Annotated in this window: 12 protein-coding genes; 7 read left to right on the plus strand and 5 right to left on the minus strand. The window is 33.6% G+C overall.

Going from position 1 to position 15,398, the window contains the following annotated elements; all coding sequences use genetic code 11:
* Nucleotides 1-600 precede the first annotated feature (600 nt).
* Nucleotides 601-1,539: a hypothetical protein gene (locus tag TERY_RS11985; protein ID WP_011612077.1), complete on the minus strand. Its 939-nt coding sequence runs from the start codon at nucleotides 1,537-1,539 to the stop codon at nucleotides 601-603.
* Nucleotides 1,540-1,841: 302 nt separating this feature from the next.
* Between TERY_RS11985 and TERY_RS35020 the strand changes: the two genes are divergently transcribed.
* Nucleotides 1,842-2,768 (plus strand): tetratricopeptide repeat protein, encoded by a 927-nt coding sequence (locus TERY_RS35020; protein WP_011612078.1) that lies wholly within the window; start codon nucleotides 1,842-1,844, stop codon nucleotides 2,766-2,768.
* A gap of 664 nt (nucleotides 2,769-3,432) precedes the next feature.
* On the opposite strand, the gene fetB is transcribed toward TERY_RS35020, so the two are convergent.
* Complete coding sequence (fetB, locus tag TERY_RS11995) at nucleotides 3,433-4,209, minus strand: ABC transporter permease (protein ID WP_011612079.1); 777 nt, start codon at nucleotides 4,207-4,209, stop codon at nucleotides 3,433-3,435.
* 544 nt (nucleotides 4,210-4,753) lie between these two features.
* On the opposite strand from fetB, the gene TERY_RS12000 reads away from it, so the two are divergent.
* The 4 genes from TERY_RS12000 (at nucleotide 4,754) to TERY_RS12015 (ending at nucleotide 9,951) form a co-directional block, all read left to right on the plus strand.
* A complete protein-coding gene (locus TERY_RS12000; RefSeq protein ID WP_011612080.1) occupies nucleotides 4,754-5,935 on the plus strand; it encodes a DegT/DnrJ/EryC1/StrS family aminotransferase in 1,182 nt (393 codons plus the stop codon).
* Nucleotides 5,936-6,498: 563 nt separating this feature from the next.
* A complete protein-coding gene (locus tag TERY_RS12005) occupies nucleotides 6,499-8,208 on the plus strand; it encodes an AarF/UbiB family protein (protein WP_011612081.1) in 1,710 nt (569 codons plus the stop codon).
* A gap of 257 nt (nucleotides 8,209-8,465) precedes the next feature.
* On the plus strand, nucleotides 8,466-8,819 hold the full coding sequence (locus TERY_RS12010) for a hypothetical protein (protein ID WP_011612082.1): 354 nt from the start codon (nucleotides 8,466-8,468) through the stop codon (nucleotides 8,817-8,819).
* Nucleotides 8,820-9,000: 181 nt separating this feature from the next.
* Nucleotides 9,001-9,951, plus strand: coding sequence for a GDP-mannose 4,6-dehydratase (locus TERY_RS12015; protein ID WP_011612083.1), 951 nt, complete (start codon nucleotides 9,001-9,003; stop codon nucleotides 9,949-9,951).
* Between the two features lie 103 nt (nucleotides 9,952-10,054).
* On the opposite strand, the gene TERY_RS12020 is transcribed toward TERY_RS12015, so the two are convergent.
* Together TERY_RS12020 and TERY_RS12025 are read right to left on the minus strand one after the other, a co-directional pair.
* The gene (locus tag TERY_RS12020) at nucleotides 10,055-11,539 is read right to left on the minus strand and encodes an asparagine synthase-related protein (RefSeq protein WP_155994408.1); all 1,485 of its coding nucleotides are present in this window, start codon (nucleotides 11,537-11,539) and stop codon (nucleotides 10,055-10,057) included.
* 24 nt (nucleotides 11,540-11,563) lie between these two features.
* Nucleotides 11,564-11,896: a hypothetical protein gene (locus tag TERY_RS12025; RefSeq protein ID WP_011612085.1), complete on the minus strand. Its 333-nt coding sequence runs from the start codon at nucleotides 11,894-11,896 to the stop codon at nucleotides 11,564-11,566.
* A 787-nt stretch (nucleotides 11,897-12,683) separates the two neighbouring features.
* On the opposite strand from TERY_RS12025, the gene TERY_RS12030 reads away from it, so the two are divergent.
* Together TERY_RS12030 and TERY_RS12035 are read left to right on the plus strand one after the other, a co-directional pair.
* Nucleotides 12,684-12,971 (plus strand): hypothetical protein, encoded by a 288-nt coding sequence (locus TERY_RS12030; RefSeq protein WP_370497207.1) that lies wholly within the window; start codon nucleotides 12,684-12,686, stop codon nucleotides 12,969-12,971.
* A gap of 66 nt (nucleotides 12,972-13,037) precedes the next feature.
* Nucleotides 13,038-13,808 (plus strand): class I SAM-dependent methyltransferase, encoded by a 771-nt coding sequence (locus TERY_RS12035; protein WP_011612087.1) that lies wholly within the window; start codon nucleotides 13,038-13,040, stop codon nucleotides 13,806-13,808.
* Nucleotides 13,809-14,535: 727 nt separating this feature from the next.
* Here the strand turns inward: TERY_RS12035 and TERY_RS12040 are convergent.
* Nucleotides 14,536-15,315: a hypothetical protein gene (locus tag TERY_RS12040; RefSeq protein ID WP_011612088.1), complete on the minus strand. Its 780-nt coding sequence runs from the start codon at nucleotides 15,313-15,315 to the stop codon at nucleotides 14,536-14,538.
* Between the last annotated feature and the right edge of the window lie 83 nt (nucleotides 15,316-15,398).

Genomic DNA, 15,398 nt, shown 5'->3' on the forward strand with positions numbered 1-15,398 from the left:
AAAGAAAATGAAATCTCAATTAAAATTTCATCTCACTAATGCTCAAATATTCAGATCAAATTGTTGTAGATTTTATTCATACTCCAATATATTCTCCTAAACTTAATTTAGTTGAATATATTATTCATCTTTCAAGACTTAAACCGTTGCATCACCTTTCCTGGGATGTAAAAATTCAAGAAATTCAAGGGTATATTAGAAAAAAAATTCCAATTTAATCAACTTCAGACACCTGAACAAATCAAAAATATAATTCGGCATATTTGTACTTTAGCGTAGCTAGATTAAAGTACAAATAACTACTAATAATTGTTCTAATAAATATTCTTTTTGAGGTTTGTATTATAGTTTTTGCCGTAATTCAGTATCTAAGATCGCGATCGCGATCATTGAACCATTCTATTGGATAAAGGTTTTATCCTTTTGCTGCTCTAATTAGCTTCTGTAATATTTATACTACATAATAGGTAATCTTCTAGCGGGAAAGGAGTAATATATTTCAAGCTAGACATTAGAGGATACTTCCTCGGTAGATAACCCTCTACTGTCCATTGTTAAATATTTGGAAGGCACTCATATATCGGCATCAATGTAACGATCCTAGCTCAAATGACTTACAACTTCGTGGTAATACCATTGACTACGATCACGGTAGGCTTGGAGCAAGTTGGAATAGACTTGACAACCCACTAATGCATCATGCCATCCTTTTGTGTTACAGCTAAAGTGCTTGCTATAGCCAAAGTCGTAGAGTTGCTTACCCAAAACCTTTAGTTCTCGTCTGGATGTCTGCCAACTGTCTATTACAAAGTTAACAGCAGGATGCTTCAGAGTATAAAACTTGCTACTGAAAGGAAAGGCCAGAACTTTACGACCTAATAAGGTGCCCCAGTAGGCTCCATGGTAAGAACTAGTTAAAATAGTTTCCCCTGATCCTAAAAAGTCTAAAACTTTACTAAATTTATGGGTGCCATTAGTCATACGAGGGAACTTATCTAATTTAATCTCAAATTTTTTGTGGGAAAAGATCACAAATTCATGCTGCACCGAACGAGGTTTATCAAACTGATCACTCATACAACTAGCACAGGGAACCCAATGATAATTAGGGTTTGGATGCTCGAAATCACGTATTCCACACAGGTCAAACCCTTGCAAATATTCTGAGTAGTCAAAGTCTTGATAGTAATGCTGACGATCAAGGCCTGTGCGATAAATTTGTTGGCCAATACCCCAGGTTATGATCTTAATAGGGATCTGATTTTGATACTGGGCTTTAAATTGCTGCAAGGCCACAAAATTGTTGACAAAACGGGGGAACAGGACTCCACCTCCACCTACAATAAAGCAAAGACAATTGTAGTCTCCTAGACTACCATTCTGAAGCTGTTGTGCAATTTTTGCTAATTCTTGATCAAGATAACGAATATCAATAGTGATTGTGGTAGATTGAGGAAACTCGAAATATTTCAATGGAGAAGAGAATAAATCTCCTACATTAGTGTCATCAACTACATGAACGTTTATAAGCAGATTCATGGTACTACTTGCTTGTGTTTTTATATTTAAACAACTTTAATTTCATTTGGCCAGTTATTATTTCGCCAGTTGTTTTAAAGTATATCAAGCTCTTCCTTTTGATGCTACTTGATTATTAACAATGACTTTGACAAAAAAGCGATCGCTTAATTATATAACTTTTTTAATTTTATTTTGTAATTATGATCATATCCCACAAATATAAATTTATTTTCCTAAAAACTAAAAAAACTGCTGGTACATCAGTTTAAATATCTTTATCTAGATTTTGTGGTAATGATGACATAATAACTCCTATTAGTTTGCAAGATGAAGCTATCAGAAAACTTCTCGGAAAAAAACCACAAAATCATTTAGATTTTGATGCTCAGGGAAATGTATATCAAAAATATTTTAATCACATTACTTCTCAAGAAGTTCTAAAAATAGAACCTTATATTTGGAATACCTACTATAAGTTTTGTTTTGAAAGAAATCCTTTTGATAGAGCTATATCTGTTTACTATTTTAGTAAACAAAACAAACCTATTAAATTTGATAACTGGCTGAAAAATAACTATTATCCTAATTCATCTACAAACAATAACTGGCACATTTACACAATCAACGATAAAGCAGTAGTTGGTTTTGTTGGTAAGTATGAAAGTCTTCTCTCAGATTTAACTTTTATATGTGATAAATTAAATATACCATTCGATGGATATTTACCAAAAGCCAAAATATTTTTCAGAGATAATCAACGCCCTTATTCTGAGTTTTTAAACGCTGAACAAATGGAAATTATCCGCGAATGTAACTCAAGTATTATTGATTTCTTAGGTTATAACAATGAGAATCAAAATAATCACAATATTTCAGTTGTAGGCAAATCAAAAAAACAACCAGAAAATTATACAGAAGAATATTATAATCAAAGAGGATATCTATTACAAAAGCAAGGAAAATTAGATAGAGCTTTGATTAATTATGCTCAAGCAATTGGAATTAATCCTCAAAAATATTGGGCTTATTATCATACCCTAGGTAGTATTTTTGCAGAAAATAATCTCTACAAAGAAGCAGTAGAAGCTTACTATCAAGCTATCAAAATCAAACCTGATTTTTCCTGGACTCACTATCACTTAGCAGTGCTTTTAGAGAAACAAGGAAAATTAGATGAAGCTTCCACTTATTATCAAAATGCTTTTCAACTTTATCCAAATTTATCCTATTACAAAAATAAGTCATAGCAGTTCTTTAATATATGAGGTACAGTTTTAGAACACCCATCCTTAAAAAGCTATCCATTATCACGAACTCTTCAAGCTTTTTGTCCCTTAATTATCCTTGATGCAAAATTTCCCTCGAAACACTTAATTGAAGAGTTTAGGATCCACAAGTTGCACTTAATATTAGAGTAGGGTAGGTAAATGATCGTAGGTAAATTTCCTTTACCACCACCACTGCTCAAATGTACTCATGGTAAAATTCCCATCTCCCCCATCTGAGTTAAATTAGGTAACTTGTTTGACAAAAAAGACTGCTAGACTACAGACACTTTACCAGTTTACGGTATAATTATATCTCTTAGATATAGCTATATAGACTTACATTAGGACTATCCCATTCAAACAGTGCGCTTCGTATTAATTGTATATTTGGAGGGAAAACAAATAATTCTGCTTTTAACTGATATCACTTTATCTGTAGCAGAAATTTGAATTGCTTACAGTTGGCGTTTCAAAATTGAAGTCACTTTCAGGAACTTGATGCGACTCTTGTCTGGTTTTAGCTATCAGTTTTAGATGAAAGATATAACCTCAACTCAGGGGTGGCCGAAAGACCTAATTCTGAGTCAATATTTGAATAAATATTAACAATACATTGTTTATACTTATTAATAATTCCTCAAACTTATAAATTTTTAAGTTGGGCATCTTGATTAAAAAATTGTCTACATAAACCGTAAGTAACTAATAAAGTTGTAACTAAATTTGCAAAAGTCAAAAGAAACATAATTAACATTTGATATGCTACAGCATCCAGAGGATTAATACCACTTAATAACTGACCAGTAACAATACCAGGAAGGGTGACAATTCCAATTACCATCATTGAATTTAAAGTAGGTATTAATGCAGCACGAATAGCATCTTTTCTGTATTTAACAATTGCTTGTTCAGGGGTTGATCCTAAGCTTAAATAAGTTTCAATTTCTACAGAATTAGAGTTAATTGTACTGACAAGTCTTTCTCCAGCGATCGCTGCTGCATTCATCCCATTTCCTAATACTATTCCCACTAAAGGAATTAAATATTGAGGTTCATACCAATTTTCAGGTTTAATTACCAATAAATTTGTATAGCTAATACTTAAAGTTGTACTCGTTAAAATAGAACTCCAAACTAAAAGTAATAATTGAGGTATTTTTTGACTAATTCTATTTCTAGAAACTACAGAAGCAACTGTTAACATAACTATTAAAACAGCAAGAATTAACCAAGGTTGTTTAATTGTAAATACTATTGTTAATACATAGCCAACAAATATTAATTGTACAATAGTACGAATTGTGGCTATTAATAGTTGCCATTCTAATCCTAATTTTTGCCAAGCTGATAGACCCATAGTTATAGCAATAAGTCCTAAAGCCATAGCTACATCACTAAGTGTTAATCTAATTATATCCATAACAAAATTTCATACAGTTGAAATCAACTATCACTGAACAAAAACTTTTACCAAAAACTTGGGTCTGATATCTTACCCTTATAATAACCTTGAGCAAAATTCTGATACAATCAGATCAAAAAAAACTCCACTTCCATAGATGTGATATTAATATCCGCACCATTTGAGAGAGTATTTTCAAAAGTTATACCTGTTGCAATAAGGTATAGGACGATGGGACAGGCCTGCTTTATATCCAGATTTTAGTATGAGGTTTGTAACATAGAGGATGAAGTTTGAAAAATGTGTAATTAATTTTGTGTACTTACTCAATTATTAATTAATACTAACAATGCACAGTAATATCGACTAAACTCGGGAGTATCTCCAAAGTAATACGAAAATTTTTATGCCACGTTTTTTTTGAGAAAAACCTCTAGATCCTTTAAGATAAAGGTTGAATCGAAAATTATCTTTCCCCGTTACTACTTTATTTAAAACTTAGATTATTGATAATTTCGCCAATTATTACTATAATTTAATACTATAATTCATTACTTTTGATATGGCTAATGTTCCCCCCCTAGATTTAACACAACAGTATGAAATAATCAAAGAACAAGTAAATACTAGAGTTCAAGAGGTACTTAGCTCTGGTCGTTATATTGGCGGTTCTATTGTTGATGAGTTTGAACAAGAATTTGCTAAATACATAGATGTATCTCATTGTGTATCCTGTAACTCTGGCACTGATGCTCTGTTTCTAGCTTTACGAGCTATGAATATTGGGCTTGGGGATGAAGTAATTACTACTCCTTTCACTTTTTTTGCTACTGCTGAAGTCATTAGTGCAGTAGGAGCAACTCCAATTTTTATTGACATTGACCCCCAGACTTTTAACTTAGATCTTCAAAAACTTGAGCTAGCGATAACTGAAAAAACAAAAGCTATTTTGCCAGTACATTTATTTGGTCAACCTTTAGATATGACACAGTTAATGGCGATCGCTCGTGCCCACAATTTAATAGTTATTGAAGACTGTGCCCAAGCTACAGGAGCAGAATGGCACCAGAAAAAAGTCGGGAGTTTTGGTGATGTTGGTTGTTTTAGTTTTTTTCCTACTAAAAATTTAGGAGCTTTTGGAGATGGGGGAGCTCTGACCACAAATAATGCAGCGATCGCTTCTCAAGCGCGAATACTAAAAAATCATGGACAGTCTGCCAAATATTTTTCTCAAGACATTGGTATTAACAGTCGTCTAGATACCATACAAGCTGCAATTCTGCAAATAAAATTACCATTATTAGATAGTTGGAACGAACAACGTCGTAAATTAGCAAATCATTACCATAAATTTTTTAGTACTATAACTGCTGTAGTTCCTCCTCAAGAGTTATCTGGAAGTAGATGTGTTTGGAATCAATACACAATTATGCTTAAAAGTAAACAGTTAGAAACTACGACAAAATCTCATTTTTCTAATTATTTGCGTGATTTAGTTCATGATAATTTACAAAATAGGGGAATAGGTTCAGCGGTTTACTATCCTACACCTTTACATTTACAACCTGTTTACAAATCTTTGGTAAACTATCAATTGCCAGTAGTAGAACAAGTGTGCCATCAGGTTTTGTCCTTGCCTATTTTTCCTGAACTTTCCACTCCACAACAAGAGCAAGTTATATATGCTTTGAAAGATTGTTTGCAAGAACTAATGCCGAATCCACCAAGAAGTCATAAATTATAAGTTGTTTTTATTATGTGTATATTGAGCAACTTTTGTGATCATAGTTTTAAATTTAATATTTACTTGAGTACCATTACAAAATTATTTTACTTTAAAAATTATCCACCCTTGTGATTAAGGGAAAAAAATCAGTTTGTATAGATGTTTAATTAATTTTGCACAACTACTTAAATAAATATTTATTTGGGAAATTTGTAGTTTTGTATACTATACTCAATAAAAATAAATAAAAGTTAATTTAGGAAAAATGGATCAAATTTTTTTACATATAGAACTAACCATTAAAAGCGCCGACATTGGTAAATCGCGTTAGAAGAAGAATTTTGGCAACTAAAACTTAGTAATTTCAGTAATTAGCGCCGGCCTGTGAAGTCAAAAGCTTTAAATATTGAAGTAGATTTTTTTGAAGCCTTTAAAAAGTTTAGGAGACCTAATTTTTTGCTCAAATATAACTTTTGAGCTTTGAGTTTTCAGTGTTGAGTTTTACAAATGGCTATACCTTCTGAATTACTGAAAATTTACCATTAAAAAAAATATAAAATTATAAGAGGAAAATATTAAAAGTGGGGCAAAATCACCTTAGTTCAACAAGACGGTACGATCCAGAAGCGATCGCTAAGTACTATTATTATCGTCTTTGGTTAGTAATGTGGAGATTTCTGGTTATCTTCTTTTCTTTTACCAGTTTTGTTTTAGGAATTTTGTGGGACAAATGGCGATATAAAAAAGTTGAAGATACCCCTGAGAGAGCAACTCAACTGCGAAAAATACTAACCAACTTAGGACCAACATTTATTAAAGTAGGTCAAGCACTATCCACAAGACCAGATTTAATTCGTAAGGACTTCTTAGAAGAACTAACAAAACTGCAAGATCAGTTACCAGCTTTTGATAATCAGATAGCCATCTCAATTATAGAGACAGAACTAGGCCAAAATATTAACGATATATATAGAGAAGTTTCTCCCAGACCAGTTGCAGCAGCTAGTCTAGGTCAAGTTTATAAGGCACGCCTTCAGAGCGGCGAAAGTGTAGCAATAAAAGTTCAACGACCCAACTTACTGCCAATTATAACTCTTGATTTATTCTTAATGCGGTGGGGAGCAAGTTGGTTATCTCCCTGGTTGCCTTTAAATCTCGGCCATGATTTATCCCTAATTGTAGATGAATTTGGCACAAAACTATTTGAAGAAATTGACTATATAAACGAAGGGCATAACGCAGAAAGATTTGCTACCTATTTCGCAGATGACCCAAGTGTCAAAGTACCATCAATATATTGGCATTATACTACTACCAATGTTTTGACCCTAGAATGGATTGATGGTCTAAAATTATTAGATACAAAACAAATTCAAGGAGCAGGTCTTAATACTGATACCCTAATCACAGCAGGTGTAACTAGCGGTTTACGTCAATTACTAGAGTTTGGCTTTTTTCATGCAGATCCCCATCCCGGTAACTTATTTGCCTTAACAGATGGTCGAATGGCCTACATTGATTTTGGCATGATGGATCAATTGGAGCAAGATATTAAAGAAACCTTGGTTGACTCAGTAATTCATTTAATCAATAAAGACTATCAGGAGTTGGCTAAAGATTTTGTCAAGCTTGGTTTTTTGGCACCTGATGCAGATATTCAGCCAATTATACCAGCTCTAGAAATGGTGCTGGGCAATATTATGGGTGAGAAAGTTAAAGATTTTAACTTTAAGACAATTACAGATAAGTTCTCAGAGTTAATGTATGAATATCCTTTCCGGGTACCTGCTAAGTTTGCTCTAATTATTCGTTCTCTAGTTACTGAAGAGGGATTAGCTCTTTCCCTAAATCCAAATTTCAAAATTGTAGATGTCGCTTATCCTTATGTAGCGAGAAGGTTATTAAAAGGTGAGTCCCCTGGCTTACGTCGGCGTTTGATTGAGGTATTGTTTAAAGATGGAAAGTTTCAGTGGCAAAGGTTAGAAAACTTGATTGGCATAGCTCGAACAGACCAAAATTTTGATATATTACCTACTGCCCAATTAGGTTTACAATATCTTTTGAGCGAAGAAGGTGAATTTCTCCGAAAACAATTAATACTAGCAATAATAGAAGATGATCGGATTCACACAGAAGAAGTTAGTCGTTTGTGGGATTTAATTCAAGATGATTTACAACCAAGTCGTTTGTTTAATTTTGCCCTGGGCGCTCTAGCAGAGTTTTCTACACAGAGAGCAGCGGCAATTTTACCCTCTGTCATGGCCACAACAAATTCTCAAGCAAAGAATTAGGACTCAAAACATAGAAACTGGGGAAAGTATTAGATACTCTATCATACCGATATTTATTTGTATCTCACAAACCCAGTTTCTGATAAAATCCTACTTACAAAGGGGTTTGATATTACAGATAAATATTAATTTAGCTATTTTTGTAGTCAACTCTAGAAAATCAATAAAACACTTTTCTACCTACTAACTCTCTTATTCAGCAGTCTTAATTACTACATAAATAATTAGTATAAATCAAGGAAACAAAGGAAACATTAGTGTACAATTTACCTCAACCTCCCTATCTTTTAATTGCAGTTGGTTTGCTGATGAGCTTGTCTTCAGGAGTAGTATTTGCTAGATTAATTAAGAAATTGGTTCAAGATTGGTCAGAAAATCCTGCTACTTGCAATATAGTTACCATGAGAGGATTAACATTACAAATTCCTTATTTAGGTATTGCTAGTGGAGCATTAATTTTTTTATCCTCAAGCTTGCAGTTATTTGGATTTACTAATTTAGTTGCTTATTCTATCTGTTTACCTTTAACTATAGGAACTGGGTTAGTTGTTTGGATTCAACTTACTAAAATTTTAGATAAGATGGAACAGGGTATAAACGACAAGAATTGAAATTTTCCCATCAACATTAGAATATTTTGAACATATATAGTACCCCTAAAATGGTTAGGAAATTCTTATCACTCTTAAGTTTAGTCCTTGCTCAAATGTACTAAAAAAATTCTGTTAGTACCTAATTATAAGTTATGATCCATCTCAATGTGAATAAAAATAATAATATACCCAAACAAAAATGAGTAATACTATAGTTACAGGAGTAGGTGGATTTATTGGATCTCATTTAGCAGAAACTCTATTAAATCAAGATAACAAAGTAATAGGAATAGATGAGTTTAATAATTACTATAACCCTACTTTGAAGCGTCAGAATATTTCTCAATTTCAAGACCATCCCGCTTTTCAATTAATAGAAAATGATATTCAGTCTTTAAATTGGTCAGAATTACTTGTAGATGTAGACATAATTTATCATCAAGCTGCTCAAGCTGGAGTTCGTGCTAGTTGGGGTGGAGGTTTTTTTGATTATACAGAACGTAATATAGATGCGACTCAAATAATTTTAGAAGCTGCTAAAGATGCTCCTAATTTGAAAAGATTAGTTTATGCTTCTAGTTCTTCTGTATATGGTAATGCTGAAACTTTCCCCACCCCAGAAACTGTTTGTCCTCAACCAGTATCTCCTTATGGAATTACTAAGTTAGCAGCAGAACAATTAGGCAAGTTATATCATCATAATTTTGGTGTGCCCTGCGTCTATTTACGCTACTTTACAGTATATGGTCCCCGGCAAAGACCTGACATGGCATTTCATAAATTTTTTAAGTGGATTTTACAAGATGAACCTATTTCTATTTATGGAGATGCTCAGCAAACTAGAGACTTTACCTTTATCAGCGATGCAGTCGCAGCTAACTTATTAGCCGCTACAGTACCATTAGCAGTAGGTGAGGTATTTAATATAGGTGGGGGTAGTCGGGTAGTATTAGCAGAAGTTATTAATATCATGGAGCAAATAGTAGGACGTCCAATTAAAAAAAATTTTGTAGAAAAAGCTAGGGGAGATGCTCGTCATACTAGTGCCGATGTTTCTAAAGCACAGAAAATTTTGGGCTATCAACCCCAGATTTCTTTGGCCGAAGGTTTGAAGCGAGAGTGGGAGTGGATACGATCGCTTTATTCATAAAAAAATTGCCAACTGCTACAACAAAAAGCAGGGCATCTCATCCTCGAACATAATCGAAAATTCCTTGCACAGATACTTTCAGAGTTTGATAGGGAGAATATCATCACTCCCCAGTACGATATTTTTGATTAAAAACCTGTTGCAGCCATAGTTCAAGTGTTAAGGCCAGACTGACGCTATCGCCTAAGTCTTCGCCGTTTAAATGACGTTGCCAGTTTTGTTTGATTTTTTTGGTTTCTTCAGGAGATAAATATTCAGGATAAAGGGCATTGGGATTTTCTAAAATTGTTTGATAGAGGGAATAAGCGGGATTTTGACGCATCCATTCCGCATAATTGGCATAGTCTTTGTCAGGTTTTCGTTTTTTCGAGGAATTTGCTTGAGGGAAGGATAATCCAAATTGGTTTAATTTGCCAGTGACTTTGGTTTGGAATTGCACTAATTTTTTTTGAACCTGACGTGTGAAATTTGGGGGACTAATCGGTTCTCCAGTACTTTGCCAAGGAATGGTTTGATAGTATTTCGGAAAAAACTGACAAAGCATAGGTTTATAAAGATTAGAATCTTCGGAAAAAGTAGAACTTAGAGTAAATAAAAAGTCCTGTAAAGAGCAATCTATAAAAGGAGCTCTTGTTTCTATACCCTGTACTAAGCTAACATTAATATCTTTGAAAATAAAGCGACGAATGCGATGGTCCATCCAAATAATATGAGGAGAAGAATGGCACAATTTAAAATAATTATTCATTCTCTCAAAAACTGAATTTTTATGCTGTAAAGAAAGAGCAAATTTTTCTAATCCTAAGCGTTTGTTAACTACATCAGGAAATTTTAGACCATCAAAAATATTCATTGCAGTTACATCTCCCCATGCTCCATGTAAATTTATGTTAAATAAGTCTTGAGTTTTAATTTGGGTTAATGATGACAAAAAGTGAAAATGAATAAAGCTACCGTAGGCATCGGTTTCCCAGATGGTTTTTACCCTAGAAAATAGCCAATTTTCAGCATTCATTTCGGCAAAATAACTGTTATCTCCTGCAATTGCAGCAACTTGGGCAGCAATGCGATAATCTTCACAGTCTTTACGACCATGGGTAATAGTATTAACGGGATGACTATGATCGGGCATGGCCGCTAAAATAGCACGGGAGTCTAGTCCTCCACTAAGGGTAAGTCCTACTCTTTCTCCAGGATAAACCCGACTTTGTACAGCATCAACGAATAAATGTCCGAGGGTTTCCACGGCTTCGCTTTCTGGGGGAGGAGTAGTGAGGGGAGTAAGTTCATCCCATCCCCAATAACGATTTCGAGAGAGGGTTTTTCCTGGGATGTCCCAGGTAAAAACGGTTGCTGCAGGGAGGAGTTCGACATTTTCAAACCAAGAGCGATCTCCAATCATATATCGTAGCCCCAAAAAGTCTTCCATCGGAGCGCGGTCGATTTTGGGTTGGTAGTTAGGAAGAGACAAAAGGGACTTCAGTTCCCCCGTCCAAACAAGGGCATTTTGGTACACTGTCCAGTAGAGACGACCCATCCCGTAGCGATCGCTTATTAAATAGAGTTTTTGTTTTCTGCGATCGTACAAACAAGCGACATAAACCCCTTCAACCTATCGCAAAAAGTTTAAACCCTCAGTTTGTCGATACAAAGATGCCAGTAAAACGGGATCTGTTTGTTGAGATAAGTTATACTGACTAAAGAGCTTATCCTGCTTGTAAAACTCCCCATCCAACCAGACTAAAACCTCTCCATCTTGGTATGGTTGGTCATCTGTTTGAATTACATTCACATGGGAACGAGTCGCACAAACTGCTTCATCAGAGAATAACTCATCCTGCCGATAAAAAGAGCCATGGATGGTCATCTCTACCATTTTTTTTAAATAAGTTGGAGAAAAATCGTAAAGCGCATCAGACCGAGTAAAACCAATTAAACCTGGCATAGTATTTTAGAACTTAAAAAAACAACAGTGAAGATCCCAGATGAAAGGGCGACAAGAAAGAAAGAAAAAAAGAAAACATCCTCAACCCGTTCCCTGTTCTTTAAACTCCTCTAAGGAACGAGGATTTATTAACCTCCAGATTTCCTGTACAGGAACCTTTTAGTGAAATACTCAAGGGCCAATATTTGTGGATCATATTTGATCCTTATTCCTAAATATAATTTTGAACGAGTATAATCCACATTCCCCACTTCTTAACATTGAATTTATAAGTTTTATTAATCTATCGCCCTGAATGCTCTCCCTGAAAGCCTTATAGCTATGGGCATTAATTTTAACTATTATAAAGAATTGTAACTAATTTTTTCTGAGAAAATTAGTTATTGATAAATTTTATTGATATTCAGTTCTAGAATGAAGGTTTTTCCTATAAGTTTCTTTGAAAATGTAAATATACATAAAGATGTATGAAGATCTGCGGAATGTCGGTTATAAAGGAATCATACCTTTTTGACGTAAAAGCCTCTGGCTATCTATATTTGAGTCTATTTTTTACTATTTTTTTGTATAAGTACCATTAAGAAGTTCCAAACTTATGTCTTCCTAACACAATAAACCCATTTGCATTTAAAAAATCACTTAAATTTATTTGCTCAATTTCCATAGATATAGATGAATAATTAGTTATCTCTTGATGTAGCCTTTCATAATTTTTTTTCAGTGAATTTTACAAGATAGACCAATTTCTATTTATGGAGATGGTCAGCAAACTAGAGACTTTACCTTTATTGGTGATGCAGTAGCAGCTAATTTATTAGCAGCTATAGTACCATCAGCAATAGGTGAGATATTTAATATAGGTGGGGGTAGTCGGGTTGTATTAGCAGAAGTTATTAATATAATGGAGGGAATAGTAGGACGTCCAATTAAGAAAAATTTTGTGGAAAAAGCTAGGGGAGATGCTCGTCATACTAGTGCAGATATTTCTTCATATAGGAAAATTTTGGGTTATCAACCGCAGGTTTCTTTGACTGAAGGTTTGAGGCAAGAGTGGGAGTGGATGAAGTCGTTATAAACTCAAGAAAATGAATATTTTTAAATCAGTTGTTAAGACAATTATTCCTGAAAAAAACGTGACTCTTTGAGACACATAAAAAATAAATACACCAAACAATTACAAAAAGCTATTTCCCCCCAGTCTTTAGAGATAAATTGGATTAAGAAAGAAGATAGCTGGCTTTTAGATAACTTCAAAGGACCAATTGTCCCCATTCCCAAAGCTTTGATGAGGGAAAAAATAGAAGAATTAGCACATCTTGCTAACCAACTCGGTCCTAAACCGCTTTGGGAAGGATATGAAAATCTGCAAAATTACCCCAGGGATGTGAAAGAAGCAACTCGTACAGCAAATCAAGTGCGAACTCAAGCCAAAGTAGGTGATTTTTATGCTCACCTGGTGCAAAAAAGAAAACCTTCCGTTGTGGTAGAATTTGGTACGGCATTTGGTGTTTCAGGAATGTATTGGCTTTCAGGATTAGAAGGTAATAATTTTGGAGAATTACTGAGTTTCGATCCTAATGAGGTTTGGGCAGAAATTGCTAGGAAAAACTTATCTGGAATTAGCAATAGATTTCAGTTAGTTAATGGAACTTTTGAAGATAATATAGATGCTTATCTGGGGAGCGATCGCCAAATAGATATGGCGTTTATTGACGCGATACATACCAGTGAATTTGTTTTTTCGCAGTTTGAAATTGTTGTTGCTAGGCTAGCTCCTAATGGAATTGTTTTATTAGATGATATTTATTTTTCCGAAGATATGAAGTATGCTTGGAAAACTATTGCACTTAGCGATCGTGTTAAAGCTAGTGCTGCTATTGAAAGAGTTGGTATTGTTGAACTTAAAGGATAATAATAATTGAGGATGGAGTTAGAAAAAATTTCTCTCTCCAATACAAAATTACTATTTATAGTTGTTTTAATTAAGAATAAAACAATTATTCCCCTGAAAGACTTTCAGAGCAATAAAAACTTGTCTCAATTTTAATTGAAACGACTATATCTGTAATTTTAACAAAAATAAAAATTAAATTTCATAGATTCTACCAACTACTAGCCCTAAGTAGTCTAAATTTTTAATTTCCACTGATATTAATAGACCAAAGTATTTATCAAGTTAAGCACGGATTATTGTCAAAATATCTAACCGACCAATTGAAACATCCTTCATTTTAATTGAAGGTTATTTGACTTGAATTACTATTGGTTTTTTGAATAAAATAGTTAGGCGATTGCTAACGCAAAGCTGGGCTAAAGCATGAGACAAAGCGTGAAGTTCGTCGAAATTGTCATGCGCTATATATAGTGTCTTTGCATAAGTCCTGTTTGAGTAAGATTGATAATTACCTACAAGTAAAAATAGTATTGCCTTTTTTAAATCTAGTTTTTTTTATTGAGGTTGATACAAATATTTATTGCTATAACTGAGTTTCAGAAGAAAAAGTATTTCATTCTTATTTTAAATAACTATAAGTCATATACACAACTATCAATATTAAGGGAAGAGAGTTATTTGGGCATATATTTTACAACCTACCTTAGTCTAATCTGGATTTAAACTATGAGTAATCAAAAAATCCTCATTTATAATAAAATTCAAAATCTCTTAAAGCCATTATTCTAGATTTATTTAAACGATAATGATAACCGATTCTTTTTTGTAACCTATCCCAATAAGTTGCTTTTGGTTTACTACGAGAAGCATCCCAGTGCTGAGTCACCCTACTAATTTTTTGCCATGCTTCACTATTAATAACCCATCCAACTTTTGTAGCAGCTAATCCCATTAAACTACCTTCTCCAGCGTGCATTCCTCTCAATTCTGCATACTTAGAAATCTTCCCCCAAGTTTCCAAAAATTCTATTTCTTTACCATTATCTCTAACGATAATAAATAAAGCTTCCCCTATCCATCTACTACTATTAAATGACTCATCATAAATATTTAGCTTATCTGCCAACTTTTGCAATATTGGTAAACTAGAAGCACGATATTTTGAAACATGTTCTACTAAATTTTTATGCCGTCCAGTAATTCCTGGTTTCCATTCAATATCTTCTGGTAGTGATTCTAAAATTCTAGTATCAGCATCTATATATATAGCTACTGGAAATAATGATATTGCTTTTTGGCAGACAACTCTTTTATCGTTATAACAATGTAGAATACCTTGTTGATGATGTTTAAAAGCTATTACATTTTTATGGCTACTAAAATCATTAGGTTTCTCTGTATAAATTACCAGTGAAATTCCTGGAGCATTTGTTTCTAAATCTTTAACTAACTCCTTTGTTATATCGCGATATCTTTGCCCTAGTGCTAAAGTACAAAAACAAAAGTTTTTTTGTTTCTGAGTCATATTTTTACCTGGAAATTTTATAACAACAAGAAATGCTTAAAGTTATTTGGGTTGAATAAGTGGAACAATTAGGAAGTAATTTT

Source organism: Trichodesmium erythraeum IMS101 (genome assembly GCF_000014265.1).
Lineage (GTDB): Bacteria > Cyanobacteriota > Cyanobacteriia > Cyanobacteriales > Microcoleaceae > Trichodesmium > Trichodesmium erythraeum.

Bases quoted from the DNA above. Each gene is read 5' to 3' on its own strand.
- TERY_RS11985 (WP_011612077.1), bottom strand. From the start codon at position 1,539: ATGAATCTGCTTATAAACGTTCATGTAGTTGATGACACTAATGTAGGA.
- fetB (WP_011612079.1), bottom strand. From the start codon at position 4,209: ATGGATATAATTAGATTAACACTTAGTGATGTAGCTATGGCTTTAGGA.
- TERY_RS12000 (WP_011612080.1), top strand. From the start codon at position 4,754: ATGGCTAATGTTCCCCCCCTAGATTTAACACAACAGTATGAAATAATC.
- TERY_RS12015 (WP_011612083.1), top strand. From the start codon at position 9,001: ATGAGTAATACTATAGTTACAGGAGTAGGTGGATTTATTGGATCTCAT.
- TERY_RS12025 (WP_011612085.1), bottom strand. From the start codon at position 11,896: ATGCCAGGTTTAATTGGTTTTACTCGGTCTGATGCGCTTTACGATTTT.
- TERY_RS12040 (WP_011612088.1), bottom strand. From the start codon at position 15,315: ATGACTCAGAAACAAAAAAACTTTTGTTTTTGTACTTTAGCACTAGGG.